This window comes from Halioglobus sp. D3-4 (assembly GCF_055809315.1).
Genome location: NZ_CM147907.1, coordinates 2614042 through 2629168 on the forward strand (window position 1 = coordinate 2614042; position 15127 = coordinate 2629168).

At 55.0% G+C, this 15127-nt stretch carries 12 protein-coding genes; 6 read left to right on the plus strand and 6 right to left on the minus strand.

Annotated elements, in window-relative coordinates:
* Positions 1-3: 3 nt before the first annotated feature.
* Positions 4-483, minus strand: a complete 480-nt coding sequence (rraA, locus tag AC0L6S_RS11225) for a ribonuclease E activity regulator RraA (RefSeq protein WP_473424018.1) — start codon at positions 481-483, stop codon at positions 4-6.
* 322 nt (positions 484-805) lie between these two features.
* Here rraA and AC0L6S_RS11230 point away from each other — a divergent pair, with 322 nt between their 5' ends.
* Positions 806-1762, plus strand: coding sequence for a LysR family transcriptional regulator (locus AC0L6S_RS11230; RefSeq protein WP_473424020.1), 957 nt, complete (start codon positions 806-808; stop codon positions 1760-1762).
* A gap of 123 nt (positions 1763-1885) precedes the next feature.
* Positions 1886-4066, plus strand: a complete 2181-nt coding sequence (locus tag AC0L6S_RS11235) for a malate synthase G (protein WP_473424022.1) — start codon at positions 1886-1888, stop codon at positions 4064-4066.
* A 103-nt stretch (positions 4067-4169) separates the two neighbouring features.
* Here the strand turns inward: AC0L6S_RS11235 and AC0L6S_RS11240 are convergent, their stop codons facing one another.
* From AC0L6S_RS11240 to AC0L6S_RS11260, 5 genes are all read right to left on the minus strand, one after another.
* Complete coding sequence (locus AC0L6S_RS11240) at positions 4170-4673, minus strand: pilin (protein ID WP_473424024.1); 504 nt, start codon at positions 4671-4673, stop codon at positions 4170-4172.
* Positions 4674-4995: 322 nt separating this feature from the next.
* Positions 4996-5877: a glycosyltransferase family 2 protein gene (locus AC0L6S_RS11245; protein ID WP_473424025.1), complete on the minus strand. Its 882-nt coding sequence runs from the start codon at positions 5875-5877 to the stop codon at positions 4996-4998.
* 23 nt (positions 5878-5900) lie between these two features.
* Positions 5901-7832: a tetratricopeptide repeat protein gene (locus AC0L6S_RS11250; RefSeq protein ID WP_473424026.1), complete on the minus strand. Its 1932-nt coding sequence runs from the start codon at positions 7830-7832 to the stop codon at positions 5901-5903.
* A 5-nt stretch (positions 7833-7837) separates the two neighbouring features.
* Positions 7838-9805 (minus strand): hypothetical protein, encoded by a 1968-nt coding sequence (locus AC0L6S_RS11255; RefSeq protein ID WP_473424027.1) that lies wholly within the window; start codon positions 9803-9805, stop codon positions 7838-7840.
* 97 nt (positions 9806-9902) lie between these two features.
* Entirely contained in the window at positions 9903-10397 is a 495-nt protein-coding gene (locus AC0L6S_RS11260; RefSeq protein ID WP_473424028.1) for a pilin, read from the minus strand.
* 563 nt (positions 10398-10960) lie between these two features.
* On the opposite strand from AC0L6S_RS11260, the gene AC0L6S_RS11265 reads away from it, so the two are divergent.
* From AC0L6S_RS11265 to AC0L6S_RS11280, 4 genes are all read left to right on the plus strand, one after another.
* Positions 10961-11464, plus strand: a complete 504-nt coding sequence (locus tag AC0L6S_RS11265) for a hypothetical protein (RefSeq protein WP_473424029.1) — start codon at positions 10961-10963, stop codon at positions 11462-11464.
* 38 nt (positions 11465-11502) lie between these two features.
* On the plus strand, positions 11503-11949 hold the full coding sequence (locus tag AC0L6S_RS11270; RefSeq protein WP_473424030.1) for a pilin: 447 nt from the start codon (positions 11503-11505) through the stop codon (positions 11947-11949).
* A gap of 161 nt (positions 11950-12110) precedes the next feature.
* On the plus strand, positions 12111-13832 hold the full coding sequence (gene pilB, locus AC0L6S_RS11275) for a type IV-A pilus assembly ATPase PilB (RefSeq protein WP_473424032.1): 1722 nt from the start codon (positions 12111-12113) through the stop codon (positions 13830-13832).
* A gap of 55 nt (positions 13833-13887) precedes the next feature.
* On the plus strand, positions 13888-15108 hold the full coding sequence (locus AC0L6S_RS11280) for a type II secretion system F family protein (protein ID WP_473424034.1): 1221 nt from the start codon (positions 13888-13890) through the stop codon (positions 15106-15108).
* The last annotated feature ends 19 nt before the right edge of the window (positions 15109-15127 follow it).

Below are 15127 nucleotides of genomic sequence, written 5' to 3' on the forward strand. Positions count from 1 at the left end.
CAATCAGAGCAACGGGCGTTTACTTACAATAACGCCGTTATTATCGGCGTAGACATAGTCCCCTGCCGCTATATTTGCGCCGCCGATATGCAGATCAATACCGCGCTGCCCTACGCCCAGCTTTTCGGTCTTCAGCGGGCAGCAGCCCAGCGCCTGCACACCCAGTGCGGTGCGGCCAATCTCATCCACATCCCGGACAACGCCGTTGATGATCAGTCCAGCCCAGCCATTGGCCGCCGCTTTCTCGGCGAGCATGTCTCCGAGTAATGCCCGACGCCGTGAGCCACCGCCATCGACCACGATGACACGACCGAGACCCTCCTCGGCCACACACTCCTTCACCAGCGAGTTATCCTCGTGGCATTTAATGGTGACCACCTGCCCTCCAAACTGCCGGACCTGGCCGTAGTTAATCCAGGGGAGTTCGAGTGCGACCACTTCAGGTGCTTCATCTGATAGGTCGGGAGTTGATATTGTCGTCATAAATCGTTCCAGCATGTCTTGGTTTGAAAACAGTATACGATAGTGCCGCAACACGCAGCAGTCCTCCACCCCCAGCCCCCGATTTCAGCGCCGCTGTCCACCATACCCATACGGTAGTCTACTCGATGCGGAAAACACGACATCACCTCCCTATCCTTGCGATCCACCGGCTATCGACCACCCGACAGAGAGCGCCAAATGTGTGTTGCTCCTCCGATCAGCGGCCTGACCGGTAGTATTGGCAATCGCCGTATTGTGAGTATAATTCGCTCAACCGATAGCATAGAATTTTGTCATTCATATAGTGAATGCGGAGCCGCTCGTGAAAGTGAATCGAATCGATCTCAACCTGCTGGTCTACCTCGACGCCCTGCTGCGTGAGCGCAATGTCACGCAAGCTGCCAACCAGTTGAACCTGTCACAGCCGGCCATGAGCAACGGCTTGCGCCGGCTGCGTGAGCTGTTCGATGACCCGTTGCTGGTCAGGACCAGCGAGGGCATGACCCCCACTGAACGCGCGCTTGAACTGGAACCGATGGTGCGCGAGGTACTTGGGAAAATCGATCACGCCGTGCAGCCGCGCGGAGACTTCGATCCCGCCGAGGCTCACCGGGTGTTTCGCATCATGGCCAGCGATTACGCTGAATCCACCCTGCTGCCCAGTGTATTGGGAAAACTGCGCGAGCAGGCACCGGGCCTGACGCTGGATATTATGACGCCATCTGACGTCAGCTTTCTGGACGTGGAGCGCGGCAAGGTGGATATGGTGATCAACCGCTTCGATTCGATGCCACAGTCCTTCCACCAGATTCACCTCTGGAACGACAGCTTCACCTGTGTGCTAAGCCCGAACAATCCGGTGTTGGAGAAGTTCACGCTGGACAACTACCTCAAGGCCAACCATGTCTGGGTCAGCAAGACCGGCATGGGCGTGGGGGTGGGCGTCGACCCCGACGATGTACAACGCCTGGGCTGGGTGGATCTGGCGCTGAATAAAATTGGCAAAAAACGCCAGATTCGCGTGTTTACGCGGCACTATCAGGCCGCGATGACACTGGCCGAACAGAACGACCTGATTGTGACGCTCCCGACACGGGCGGCGCAATTGAAGTTGAATAATCCGCGCGTGGTGTTGCGCGAGCCCCCGCTGGAGATTCCACCGCTGGAATTGAAGATGGCATGGAGTCCATTACTGCAACACAACCCCGGTAATAAATGGCTACGCAAACTGATCGCCGATACGGCAAGGGAACTGGACGGGCTGGAGGCGACTCCCTGAGCGCATTCACCGCTTTAATGCCGGTGATTGAAGTGATTGATTCGCAAAATGCCGGCCTGCCACCTAAAATCACGGCTGCATCACGGGTTTAACCGTGCCAGTCGTCAACAAAGAGGTTTCACAATGACTGATCGTATCCAGCAAGGTGGCTTGCAGATAGCACCGGTACTTCATCAACTCCTGGAGAAGGACATCTGCCCGGGTACCGGTATCAGCGCAGAACAGTTCTGGCAGGGACTGGCGTCACTGGTGAACACGCTGGGCCCGCGCAATCGCGAACTGCTGGACATACGTGAACAGTTGCAGGCAAAGATCGATGCATGGCATCTGGAAAACGGTGGGCCCGACTACGACCGGGCAGCGTACAAGGCCTTCCTGGAAGAGATCGGTTACCTGCTGCCCGAAGGCCCGGACTTCCAGATCAGTACCACCGGAGTCGATGAGGAAGTCGCTGTACTGGCCGGGCCACAACTTGTTGTGCCGGTAATGAATGCACGGTATGCCCTCAATGCCGCGAACGCTCGCTGGGGCAGCCTCTACGACGCACTGTACGGAACCGATGTCATCTCCGAAACCGATGGCGCTGAACGCGCCGGCGCCTACAATCCGGTGCGTGGAGAGAAAGTGATTGCCTACGCCAAGCGCTTTCTGGATAGCCATTGTCCACTGACTGGCGGCAGTCACGCAGACGCCACGGCATATGCCATTGTCGACGGCACGCTGCAGGTTACACTGGCTAGTGGCGAGAAGCGGGCGCTGCAGACTCCTCAGCAGCTGCGCGGCTACAGCGGCGATGCGGCAACCCCTACCAGCGTGTTGCTGAGCCAAAATGGCCTGCATATTGAAATCCAGATTGACCCGGCCAGCCCAATCGGCAAGACCGACAGTGCCGGCGTCAAAGATGTGGTGCTCGAAGCGGCTCTCACTACCATTCAGGACTGCGAAGACTCGGTGGCCGCGGTCGACGCCGAGGATAAAGCCGTGGCGTATGCCAACTGGTTGGGACTGATGCGTGGCGACCTCAGCGACAGTTTCACCAAGGGCGGCAAAACTGTCACCCGGCGTCTCAATACGGACCGCTCATTCACTGCACCTGACGGAACAGAACTGGTACTGCCGGGACGCAGCCTGATGTTCGTGCGCAACGTCGGCCACCTGATGACCACACCTGCTGTACTCGATAAAAATGGTGCGGAAATTCCAGAAGGCATTATGGACGGCCTGTTCACGGCGATGATCGCGCTGCACGACCTGAACAAGGCAGACGGTGACAGCCGCAACTCCCGTCAGGGCAGCGTGTATATCGTGAAGCCGAAGATGCACGGCCCCGAGGAAGTGGCGTTTACCTGCGAACTGTTTGATCGTATCGAGAACATCCTGGGCCTGGCCCGCAACACTCTGAAAGTCGGCATCATGGATGAGGAGCGTCGCACCACAATCAACCTCAAGGCGTGTATTCGCGCGGCGCAGGAGCGCCTGGTCTTTATCAATACCGGGTTCCTCGATCGCACCGGCGATGAGATACACACCAGCATGAAAGCGGGCGCAATGACGCCCAAGGGCGCAATGAAGCAGGAGCCCTGGATCAATGCCTACGAGGACTGGAACGTGGATACGGGCCTGCGCTGCGGGCTGTTGGGCAAGGCCCAGATTGGCAAGGGCATGTGGGCCATGCCCGATTTGATGGCCGACATGATGAAGAACAAAGTCGCCCATCCGCAGGCCGGTGCCAGCACGGCGTGGGTCCCCTCACCCACCGCTGCAACACTGCACGCCATTCACTATCACGAGGTGAACGTCGCTCAACGCCAGCAGGAACTGCAGGGGCAGGCTCGCGCTTCGCTGAACGACATACTCACCATACCGCTAAAAGGTGCCACAGGACTCAGTGAAGAGGACATCCAACGGGAATTGGACAACAACGCACAGGGCATACTCGGCTATGTGGTGCGCTGGATTGACCAGGGCGTGGGCTGTTCCAAGGTACCTGACATCCACCACGTTGGCCTGATGGAAGATCGCGCTACCTTGCGTATCTCCAGCCAGCATATTGCCAACTGGCTGCACCACGGCGTGTGCACGAAAGACCAGGTGCGCGAAACACTGGAGCGCATGGCCGCCGTGGTCGATACGCAGAATGCCGGAGACCCCGCCTATCGGAACATGGCACCGGACTTCGACAACAGCATTGCGTTTCAGGCCGCCTGCGATCTGGTGTTTCTCGGCGAGGAACAGCCCAGCGGGTACACCGAGCCAGTGCTACACGCAAGGCGCAGGGAAGCCAAAGCAGCCAGTCAGGGGTAGCGCGGCAGATACCAGCAGCCGCAAGTCAGCTGGCGCATTGACACCTCCCAACAAAAAAGCCCGGCAATTGCCGGGCTTTTTTATCCTGGTATTATCTTGAGGATCATCCCCTGCAGTTGGCCGGCAAATACTTGGCAGGTACTTCAGGTATTGCTTCGTTGCCCGCGCCGTTAATGCACTCCCAGGTCATGGTGCCATCATCGTTGATTGAACCGGACAGCTGGAATACCGCAATAGAATTGATGTTCTTCGCAGTACCGTCCCAGACGCTGGTGAATATACCCGCGCCGAGGTGTATTGCTTCGCCGGCCACGGGCGCCTCGGGGAGAACGTCTATTTTCCACATCACATCGCTGTGCGCGATTCGGTTGCTGGTATTGATACCGAAGCTTTCCGAGTCGGCTGGAAACCCCCCATTAGCTGCCACATATTCTGCGATGGTTGTTTTGCCTTCGGCCAGTACGGCCAACGGTTCGGTCATCTTCGAACGAATAACGTAATCCTGGTAGGCGGGCAATGCGATGGCTGCCAGCACACCGACAATCGCGATAACGATCATCAGCTCGATGAGTGTAAAACCCCGTTGTGATTTAGATAATGTGCCCATTTTTTAGTCCCCTGATTATATGATCTGATGCCCGTTCGTCCATTGCCCGTTCTATAAACGCTTGGCTGACAACCTTAAAGCAGAGACCGTGCCAACAGAGAGAAAAGGGCGGAAATAAGTATTTATTGGTTTTTATTCAGATACTTACAGATTCAAAGAACGTAAATAACCAGATTCACAGCCATATTTTCGCGACAGTCAAAATGAAGAATCCGGGCGGTCAGTGACAATTTTTGTCACATTGATGCAGCCAATGTCGCTCGACTGGCACAACAGGCGCAAGCGTCTGTTATAGCGCCACAGACAGCGCAGGGAACAGTGGCTAGCCAGCGCGTCGATCGTTGGGGTTGGAAGTGTCCTTGAACTGCAGGTTCGTCAGCTGCTCAGAGAGAAGCCCGATTAGAAACATCACCATCCCGGCAAGGATTAGCAATGTGCTCATATTGGTAAAGCGCCACCCGGAACTCATCACGGTGAGAAAATAATTTAGAAAGCCCAGGCCCGAAACGATTACGGAAGCGGGAAAGTATATTTTCAACGGTGAGTAAAGTGTTCCCACCTTGAAAATAATCAACAGAAATCGGATACCATCCTTCACCATGCTGATATGGCTTTTACCGAGGCGCTTAGATACCGTGATGGGTACAAAACCCACGGAGTAACCCGCCCGAAAAAAGGCCATGGTTGAGGTTGTGGGATAGCTGAAGCCATTGGGCAACAGGTAAAGAAACCCCAGGAACTTTCGGCGATCCGCGCAGCGGAAGCCAGAAGTCAGGTCATCGATCTTGCGGTTGACCATCCAACTGGCAAAGTTATTGTAAAACGTATTGGCGCTCCAGCGGGCGACGCTGGCTTGTGAATCACGGCCGCTGCGTGCGCCGACAACCAAATCGTAACCCTCGTCGATTTTAGCCAGCAGCCTGTCGATATCCGCTGCACTGTGCTGGCCATCGCCGTCCATGAAAACCAGATAATCGCCCTTGGCCGCGCGCGCACCCGCTTTCACCGCAGCACCATTACCCTTGGAATAAGGGTGTGTTATTACTCTTACGCCCGCATCTATACACACCTGCTCTGTGGTATCAGTGGAACCGTCGTTCACTACGATAATTTCGGCGTCCGGCTGGTGTTCAATCAACTCAGGCAACAGCTGCGCAAGACCAAGCTCTTCGTTTTTCGCGGGAATGATGATGGATACTTTCAAGGGTTAGTTCTCCAGGTACCTGACTACACAGATCCCCATTTTTCCAAATACAACGCCAGAGTCTGCTGTTCACCTACCGTCAACTTACCCTGCTGATCCAATTCTTGTAAAGCGGCAATCACCGCCTGCGCCTCCTCCACCTTGCCCAATGCAGTGGCGAAATGCAATTTCATCAACAGGCCGCGCGAATTATTCGGGGACAGCGCCAAATAGCGTTCGTTGTAAGCATAGGCATTATCATACCTTTGCAGTACATTCTCCAACACTGCCAGGTTTGTATAGATGTTGGCAGACGCCTTGCGTTTAAAGTCTTCCACCAGATAGATCTGGGCGAGACGATCGGCAAACCGGATTCGATCAAACTGTGGGCAACTATCGTTCTGCAGCAGACGCACCATAGTAAGCAAAGTGGTCACTGACCGGAACGGCCGCTGTGGATCTTCCCTACCCAGTTCGTCGATTGCCTCGGGTGTGACGGGAGCATCGGCGATACAACTCAACGCGAGGTTACGAATCTGGTAGTCGCCGCGAACCTCCTGCGAATTGGCCGCATTGGCGCTCGACTCAAATGAAAGCCTGGAGTAATGATGCGCGGCGTCAACCTGCCCCAGCTCCGCCATATACCGCGCCATATCGGTGTTGGCCCGAGGAGAATTGGGGTGTGCATTCAGGTGGCTCAGTATCAATAGAGGGCGGCTCGACCAGACCTGCACCTGTGAACTGGTGAGGAAGGACAGCAACAACAGCCACAGGGCGAGACACACCAGCAGCGGCGTTTTCGGCTCGGGCCAATGCTTGACGACAGCCGCGAACAAAGCGCCTACTGCCAGCACCAGCCCGATTGCCGGAAAGTAGTTGCGGTGCTCGAAATACAATTCGAGAGGCAGCACAGTGGACTCAACGCTGTGCCCCAATAAAAACCAGGTGATACCAAAGACCACCCAACGGCCAGCCTGCCAACGCAGTAATAAGCCGCAGGCTACTACCACCAGTAACCAGGCAACAACAGAGTAGAATGTAGACACAGGGTCAAACAGGTCGCGAGACAAGACTACATCGTCATGGTAGAGCCCCATTCTGACAGTTTGCGGATAGGCCCACTGCGCAACATAATCCCAGACCATGCGTGACTGCGTGAACAGCCGCTCCTCCAGCGTAAAATCCCGACCGCCAAAACGTGACGCGAGGGAATCCCATCCCAGCACCAGAATAGCCGACAGGGAAACCGCACCGATGGCGATAAGCCAGTACGACAGCCCGCGCAACCAACGGATAACGCCTCCATCACGACCGGCAAACTGCAACCAGAGCACTTCCAGCAATAACAGTACAGGTATCAGCACTATGGCGTTTTCCTTGGACAACAACGCCAGGGCAAGGAATACCGGTATAAGCAGGATACGCCACACGCCGGTCCTGCCGGCCATCTGGCCAAAGCGCCAGTACAGGTAACTGATACTCGCCAGCAACATAAAAAATGTCGCCAGCATGGCCATGCGCTGCACGGCGTAAAGCACGGTACTGACCATCAGCGGATGCAGCATCCAGAGCCCGCCCAACAACACAGCGAGAGCCCGGTAGCCGGGTACATTCACAAAACGAAACAGCAGCCAGAACAACCAGATGACCAACCCGCCATTCAGTAGGTGCAGAATAATATTGACCTTCTTGTTGCCAGTGATGCCCTCATCGAGGTACATCTTTTCGATCACGAAACTGGCCATGGATACCGATCGCCCCAGCGCACCGGACCTGTCACCAAAGATATAGTCGAAAGCCAATTCCGGGTGATTTTTAACATCGCCAATCACCATCACGCTGGATCTATCATCGAGGAGTTCCGGCCCGTGAATACCCGGCCAATAGATCCACAGGCCAATGGCAAACAACAGGATAGCGAGCAACAACGCACTTGCAGTACCCAGACGAAAGCGTGCCGGCGGCAATCTCGTCACGTCCCTCATTGTCTGAATAGCGCTCTCAACACGGGTAGTTCGCGGCGCAGCGGATCACGCCGTATCCACTCGCGCAGGACTTCATAGGTGTTGGCAGAGTCATCCGTGCCATAGTATTGAACAAGGTAGCCAGACACCTGGGGGCCGCCTTTTTTCATTTCCTGTGCGCGCAGCAGCAGCGGTAACAAGCTGGCCTTTTGTGCTGGCGCTGTCGCCATTGTAAAGCGGTACTGAAAGCCCACGATATCGGCCCGGTACGGATAGCGCTCAACAAGCAACTCCAACAGGTCGGCCACCCGGCCTCGTTCCGCATCCACCGCCGGCGTCAGAGAGAACGTCACCAGTGCCCCAAGGGCCGTGCGGTCCGAAGACTGCAGACGACGTGTCTTTGCCAGTTCTGTCATAATACCCAACCAGTCGTTGTCCCGTGCCAGCGCAGGAAAATACAGCGTATCGAGCTGATATAACATGACCAAGGCGGAAAAGTTTCGTTCATCCAGCACGCGCATTCGCTCGAAGTAGCCACGGGATGTCACTGCCAGCGCTCGCTGCTCCTCCTCATCCAACCCTAGCGCCTGTGCCTGCTGGAAGCGCTTGAACAATACGTTCGCATAGAAGAAGTTGGCCCTTGGAGATTGCGGATGATTGATCACATTGTAGCGCGCCAGGCTCTCCTCATTACTCCAGGCCGTTGTTCGAACTAACAACAGTGCAACCAGCAGGCAGAGCCCAACCCCGGCTACTGCGCGCAGACGCAGGCGACCAATTCGGGAGACACACAGAAACACGCCCAGCCCTGCCAGCACAGCAAACCCCATACTCGGCAGGTAGTTGCGGTGCTCAAAGACCATCTCCAACGGCAACACCGTGGATTCCATACTGTGTGCCACCAGGTAAAACAGAAACGCGAAGGCAATCAGTGGAAATCGCCGGTGCCACACCACCGCGGCAATGAGCACGACAGCCCAGGCGATTAGAGACAGGACGGTCGAAAACGGTGCCCACAGGCTGCGGGAAATCACAATATCATCGTGAAAAAAGCCCATACTCATGACATTGGGTACCAGCATCCAGTTCAGGTACTGCCACAACGCCCTGCCCTGAGTCAGCAGGCGATCAGCCAGCGTAAATTCCCGCCCACCGTAGCGGCCCTGAAGTACTTCGGGCGCAACCAAATACACCGCTACCACGAGCAGTAATGGCAATGCCAATGCTAACCATCCGAGCCACACCAGTGTTTTACTGGGCTTACCACCCCAAAATCCGCGAAACAGTATGACTTCAACCACCACGATCAACCAAGGCAGCAACGCACCATTTTCTTTCGACAGCACAGCGAAAATGGCCAGCAGGCCCAGCCAAAGTGCTGCTGCCAGCACCTCGCCCGGCCCGGCACCGGACTCAGCCCAGCGCAGTCGATAGCGCGTAAATACCAAAAGGCCGGCCAGCGTAAACAAAGTTGATAATTGCGCCATACGCTGCACGGCGTACAACACTGTCGAGACATGTATGGGGTGTAACAGCCATATGGACGCGCCTATCAGCGCTATAAGTCCGCGCTGACAGGCGTTCAACGGGTGCGCGCGCAAAGCGGGGGTTTGCAGCACTGCCAGCGCAAACAGGAATAGCAGGGCGCCAATCGCCATGTGTATGGCCAAATTGGTCGCTTTAAGACTGAACGGGGTGAAGGTGCCCGTCACAGCGTGATTAACGGCAAACGTCAGCATCGCAACGGGACGCATCAGAATGCTGGAGTGGGAACTCAGGGCGGCTGCGCGCCAGTCATCATACGTCAGCCCATCGATTTGCACCTGCTGATTGGCAAGCAGGTTTGGCTCATCGTCGAAGAACAGCGGGCCGTTAAGTGCAACGCCATAGGCCAGCAAACACAACAGCAATACGAAAAGACCAAAAAACAGTAAGCGACTATCGCTTGTGCTGTGTTGTGAAGCCGGTGCGCCGGAGTATTCCATGAGGATTTTCCGAATCGGGAGTTATGGAATCAGTTTAAACAACGAAAAAAAGCCCGGCATGCCGGGCTTTTCATTGTAACTGCGTGGTTAGGTTTGATTAACCGCGGCAGTTAGCTGGCAGGTACTTGGTTTCGATTGCGTCAGCGGCATCGGGTTCTGAACCGGGCAGACAAGACCAGGACATGGTGCCGTCGCCGTTAATGGAACCAGACAAGTGGAATGCACCTGTGTCACCGTCTGCACCACCCCATGTCCCAGCTTGGACATACGCAACTACCCGTACGATAGCATCGTCGTCGGCAAGTTCTTCAAGGATATCCAGGTGATCAACGATGTCGCTGTTATCGCTACGGTCTGAAGTGTTGATACCAAAAGATGCTACTTCATCAGGATACCCTGCATTTGCAGCAACATATTCAGCTACCGTGGTCTTCGCTTCTGCCAGAGCAGCCAGCGGCTCAGACATTTTGGAACGTACAATGTAGTCCTGGTAAGCAGGCAGCGCGATGGCTGCGAGAATGCCGACGATCGCGATAACGATCATCAGTTCGATAAGGGTGAAACCCTGTTGAGCTTTTTTCTGAATTGCCATGATACTTCTCCACTTTAAGTTATAACATGTTCCGTTGACTAAAAAGCGTCGATGGAACAAGCCGCTTGCAAGATGGATAGAGCATGTAGCGTGCCAAGAAAAACAGACTAGAAAATATTTTTTCGTTTTTTCATTTTTATCAACAACTTACAAAAATCGATAATTCCAAAGCGGAACTAGCGCACACTTTGACACGCTCTGGCAAACGGTGCGGCGCTGTCACTCAAGGTAAGATTGTGACGATTTTTGTCACAATACGCCGCTCTGTGTAGGCCGCCTTGAGTACGCACCCGGTCACCGGCAGAGCGCATGCCATGCAAACGCTTTTTACTTCCACCTATGTGCTTTTTACTTCCACCTATATATAGGCGCCGGCAAACGCACTCGAAAGAAAACGCCTTAAAAAATAGGAGTAAACGCTACAGGCTCTGAGCCCAGGATACAGACCGTAGCGCACTGGTTCACAGTTCTGCGCGTTAACAGCCTTAAAAACAGCTTCAATCTTGCTGCCTGAATAACTCTGGTTTAGTCTCCAGCCAATGTAGCACTATCGGGATCGTGGCATGGACAATAGACGTACAACCATCGTTATCAACAAGAAGTTTCAATACCAGTATTCGCTGCTGATCGTGGCGTTGGCCGTACTGCTGGTCAACGGCTTCATTATTGTGCGCATGTTGTTCCCCGGCGATCAGCCCCTGGACTTATCCACAACTTCAGCAATCGTGCTGGCGCTCGGTGAGCTTATTCTTATTGGCGCAATCTGGTATGGCAGCCTCAAGGCCAGCCACCGCATCGCCGGACCGGTCTATGTGTTTGCGCGCGAAGTGACCCGCTTGGGCGGCGGCGACCTTAACGCCACTATCACATTGCGCGAAACAGACATGTTCCAGGACGAGGCCCGGCAAATGAACGAGAGTTTTGTTGCGCTGCGCACCCGTATCGCGACGGTTAAACATCTATCGGCGCAGCTACAGGCGGCTCTTGATGCCAATGCGGATGTCGGCCCTCTAGTAGAAAAACTGGCGGCTGAGCTGTCAACTTTCAACAGCGACAGCAAGCGATAGATTATCGTGAGCAGACAATCGAGTATATGGGTAGCACAATGAATAATAACAAGGGGTTTACCATCATAGAGCTGATGGCCGTGGTCTCCATTGTCAGCATTCTGGCGGTAGTGGCGATGGCGACGTATTCCGATTATATGATCCGCAGCAAAGTGGGAGAGGGGATGATTTTTGCCTCAGAAGCGAAAACCTCGGTCACGGAATACTTCTACAACACCCAGCGCTGGCCGAGGAACAACCGACAGGCAGGAATGCCTGAGCCAGAAGAATATAACAAGTATGACTATATCAGCAGGCTGGAAGTCTCCTCGGCAATCCCCGACGGCATTATCACGGTGACCTTCAAGATCGAGGGCACCAACGCGCACAATAAACAATTACAACTCATTCCTTCAACTCGGGACGGATTGGTGTCGTGGACATGCCTGCCACCGGAGGAAAATGGCCTGGACGTAAATCAGGCACCACCGAATTGCCGCGGCTAGCCGGCCCGCGAACACACCCGCACTGTCCGGGGATTGGTATAATTTGCCCGTAATCTTAGGCTGCTACCGGGCTGATCGATGGTTATACTACACTTCTATTAAGCCAACGTATCAGACAGTGTCATGGCAGTCGTCTCAGCTGAGACAGGAGCGGTTTTTGAATGAACGATAAAGCAATTGGGCAACTCAGCGGTCTGGCCGGACGCCTTGTAGCCGAATCGCTGATCAATGCTCAACTCGCAGTGGAAGCGCAGAAGGAGGCAATTGTCGAGCGCATGCATTTCGTTCAGTATCTCGTCGAGCGAAAAGACGTGGATGGCTGGCGCATTGCAGAGGTTGCCTCGCAGGAGTTCGGCGTACCGCTGTTCGACATCACCGCTATCAACGCAGATACCCTACCGGTCGGGCTGGTCGAGCCCAATCTCGTCAGCAAGCACCATGCACTGCCGTTGTTCCGCCGCGGGAACCGCCTGTTCATCGCCGTTTCCGACCCAACCAATCTCGCCGCGTTGGATGAAATCAAGTTTCATACCGGCATCAATACCGACGCTATACTGGTTGAGGAAAGTGCGCTCGGCAAGGCGCTGAGCAAGTGGGTCGAGTCACAGGAATCGCTCACTGACGGACTGGACGGGCTGGATGCCTCCGACCTGGACGATGTCGATATCGCCATGGGCGGCGAAGCCTCCGAATCGGAGGACGGTGGCGAAGCCGTCGACGAGACACCGATCGTCAGGTTTATCAACAAAGTCTTGATCGATGCGATCAAGCAGGGCGCATCAGACATACATTTTGAGCCCTATGAAAAAAGCTACCGGGTACGCTTTCGTACTGACGGGATTTTACAGGTGGTGGTCAAGCCGCCACGCAATCTTGCTCCGCGCCTCGCTGCGCGCTTGAAAGTCATGTCGCAGATGGACATTTCCGAACGGCGCCTGCCTCAGGATGGCCGCATTCAGATGAAACTGTCCCGCAACCGGGCCATCGACTTCCGGGTCAACACCTTGCCCACACTGTACGGTGAAAAAATCGTACTGCGGATTCTGGACCCCAGCAGCGCGCAGATGGGTATCGATGCACTGGGTTATGAACCAGAACAGAAAGACATGTACCTGAAGGTCCTGAACCAGCCTCAGGGTATGATACTGGTGACCGGGCCAACCGGCTCCGGTAAAACTGTTTCGCTGTACACAGGCCTCAATATCCTCAATACCGCAGAGCGCAACATCTCTACCGCGGAAGACCCGGTCGAGATCAACCTCGAGGGGGTCAACCAGGTCCATGTGAATCCCAAGGTCGGATTGAATTTTGCCGAGGCCCTGCGCTCCTTCCTGCGTCAGGATCCGGATATCATCATGGTCGGTGAGATCCGGGACCTTGAAACTGCCGAGATTGCCATCAAGGCGGCACAGACCGGTCACCTGGTGCTTTCTACCCTGCACACCAACAGCGCCTCGGAAACCATTACGCGTCTGCTCAACATGGGCGTTCCGGCGTTCAACGTGGCCTCTTCGGTAAACCTGATTATCGCCCAGCGGCTGGCACGGCGCCTGTGCAAGAGCTGCCGCGTCCCCGCAGATGATATTCCGCATGCAACATTGCTGGCGGAAGGCTTTACCGAAGAAATGCTGGAATCGGCCACCATTATGCACGCCGTTGGCTGCAAAGACTGCAACAACGGTTACAAGGGACGGGTCGGTATCTACGAAGTCGTCAGGATTACGCCTTCAATTGCCAAAATTATCATGGAGGAAGGCAACTCCATGCAGATTGCATCCCAGGCCAGAAGTGAGGGATTTCACGATTTACGCATGGCGGCGTTGAAAAAAGTAGCGGAAGGCCTGACAAGTCTGGAAGAGGCGAATCGAATTACCGTAGACTAATAAAGCCGGGGCACAAGCGGCATAGGTATATTGCAATACTAGGGCGGACACGACCATGGCAACTAGCACAATCAAGAATGACATCTTTACCTGGAGCGGTACGGACAGATCCGGCAATACCAACAAGGGGGAAATCGAGGCCGCCAGCCAGGCGATGGCGAAGGCACAGCTGCGCCAACAGGGCATCAAGCCCAAGAGCGTGAAAAAGAAGCCCAAACCGCTGTTCGGCGGCCAGGGCAAGGCCATCAAGGCGGCCGACATCGCCATCTTCACCCGCCAACTCGCCACCATGTTGAAGGCCGGTGTCCCGCTGGTACAGAGTTTCGAAATCGTTGAAGACGGGCTCGAGAAGCCGCGTATGAGGGAGTTGGTTCGAACCATCAGGAGCGATGTCGCCTCCGGTAGCGGATTGGCACCCTCTCTGGCCAAACACCCGCGCTATTTTGACGATTTATTCTGCAGCCTGATCGGCTCCGGTGAGGATTCAGGTACGCTAGAGGTCATGCTGGATCGCGTCGCCACCTACAAGGAAAAGACAGAGCAGCTAAAAGCCAAGATCAGAAAAGCCATGACTTACCCCACGGCTGTGATCTGTGTTGCGCTGATAGTGTGTGCCATCCTGCTGATCAAGGTGGTGCCGGTATTCGCGAAAACCTTCCAGAGTTTCGGTTCAGAGCTGCCGGCTTTCACACAAATGGTGATGGATATTTCAGATTTCGTTATCGCCTGGTGGTTTGTGATGCTAATTGCGATTATCGCGATAATTTTTGCATTTCGGGAGATAAAATTACGCTCGGTCGCCTTTTCTGAATGGCTGGACCGGCTAGCGCTACGAGCTCCCGTTGTTGGCGGAATCGTGCACGATTCAGTGATCGCCCGGTTCTCACGCACACTTGCCACCACCTTTGCCGCCGGTGTACCGCTGGTAGATGCGCTGAATTCGACAGCGGGAGCCGCGGGCAACTCGGTATATGCCAAGGCAATTCGCCGTATCCGTGATGACGTCACCTCGGGCACCACGCTGTACAACGCGATCAAGGTCACCGGACTGTTTCCCAATATGCTATTGCAAATGGTATCCATCGGTGAGGAATCGGGCGCGCTGGATGAGATGCTAGACAAAGTCGCTACTCACTATGAAGAAGCAGTCGACAATGCGGTAGACAGTCTCAGCTCGCTGATGGAACCGCTGATCATGTCCATTCTCGGTGTACTGGTAGGTGGCTTGATGATTGCCATGTACCTGCCAATTTTCATGCTGGGATCAGTGATCTAGGCTCCACGCGACAAGGGCG

Bases quoted from the DNA above. Each gene is read 5' to 3' on its own strand.
- AC0L6S_RS11270 (WP_473424030.1), top strand. From the start codon at position 11,503: ATGAATAATAACAAGGGGTTTACCATCATAGAGCTGATGGCCGTGGTC.
- AC0L6S_RS11280 (WP_473424034.1), top strand. From the start codon at position 13,888: ATGGCAACTAGCACAATCAAGAATGACATCTTTACCTGGAGCGGTACG.
- AC0L6S_RS11255 (WP_473424027.1), bottom strand. From the start codon at position 9,805: ATGGAATACTCCGGCGCACCGGCTTCACAACACAGCACAAGCGATAGT.
- AC0L6S_RS11240 (WP_473424024.1), bottom strand. From the start codon at position 4,673: ATGGGCACATTATCTAAATCACAACGGGGTTTTACACTCATCGAGCTG.
- pilB (WP_473424032.1), top strand. From the start codon at position 12,111: ATGAACGATAAAGCAATTGGGCAACTCAGCGGTCTGGCCGGACGCCTT.
- rraA (WP_473424018.1), bottom strand. From the start codon at position 483: ATGACGACAATATCAACTCCCGACCTATCAGATGAAGCACCTGAAGTG.
- AC0L6S_RS11260 (WP_473424028.1), bottom strand. From the start codon at position 10,397: ATGGCAATTCAGAAAAAAGCTCAACAGGGTTTCACCCTTATCGAACTG.
- AC0L6S_RS11265 (WP_473424029.1), top strand. From the start codon at position 10,961: ATGGACAATAGACGTACAACCATCGTTATCAACAAGAAGTTTCAATAC.
- AC0L6S_RS11235 (WP_473424022.1), top strand. From the start codon at position 1,886: ATGACTGATCGTATCCAGCAAGGTGGCTTGCAGATAGCACCGGTACTT.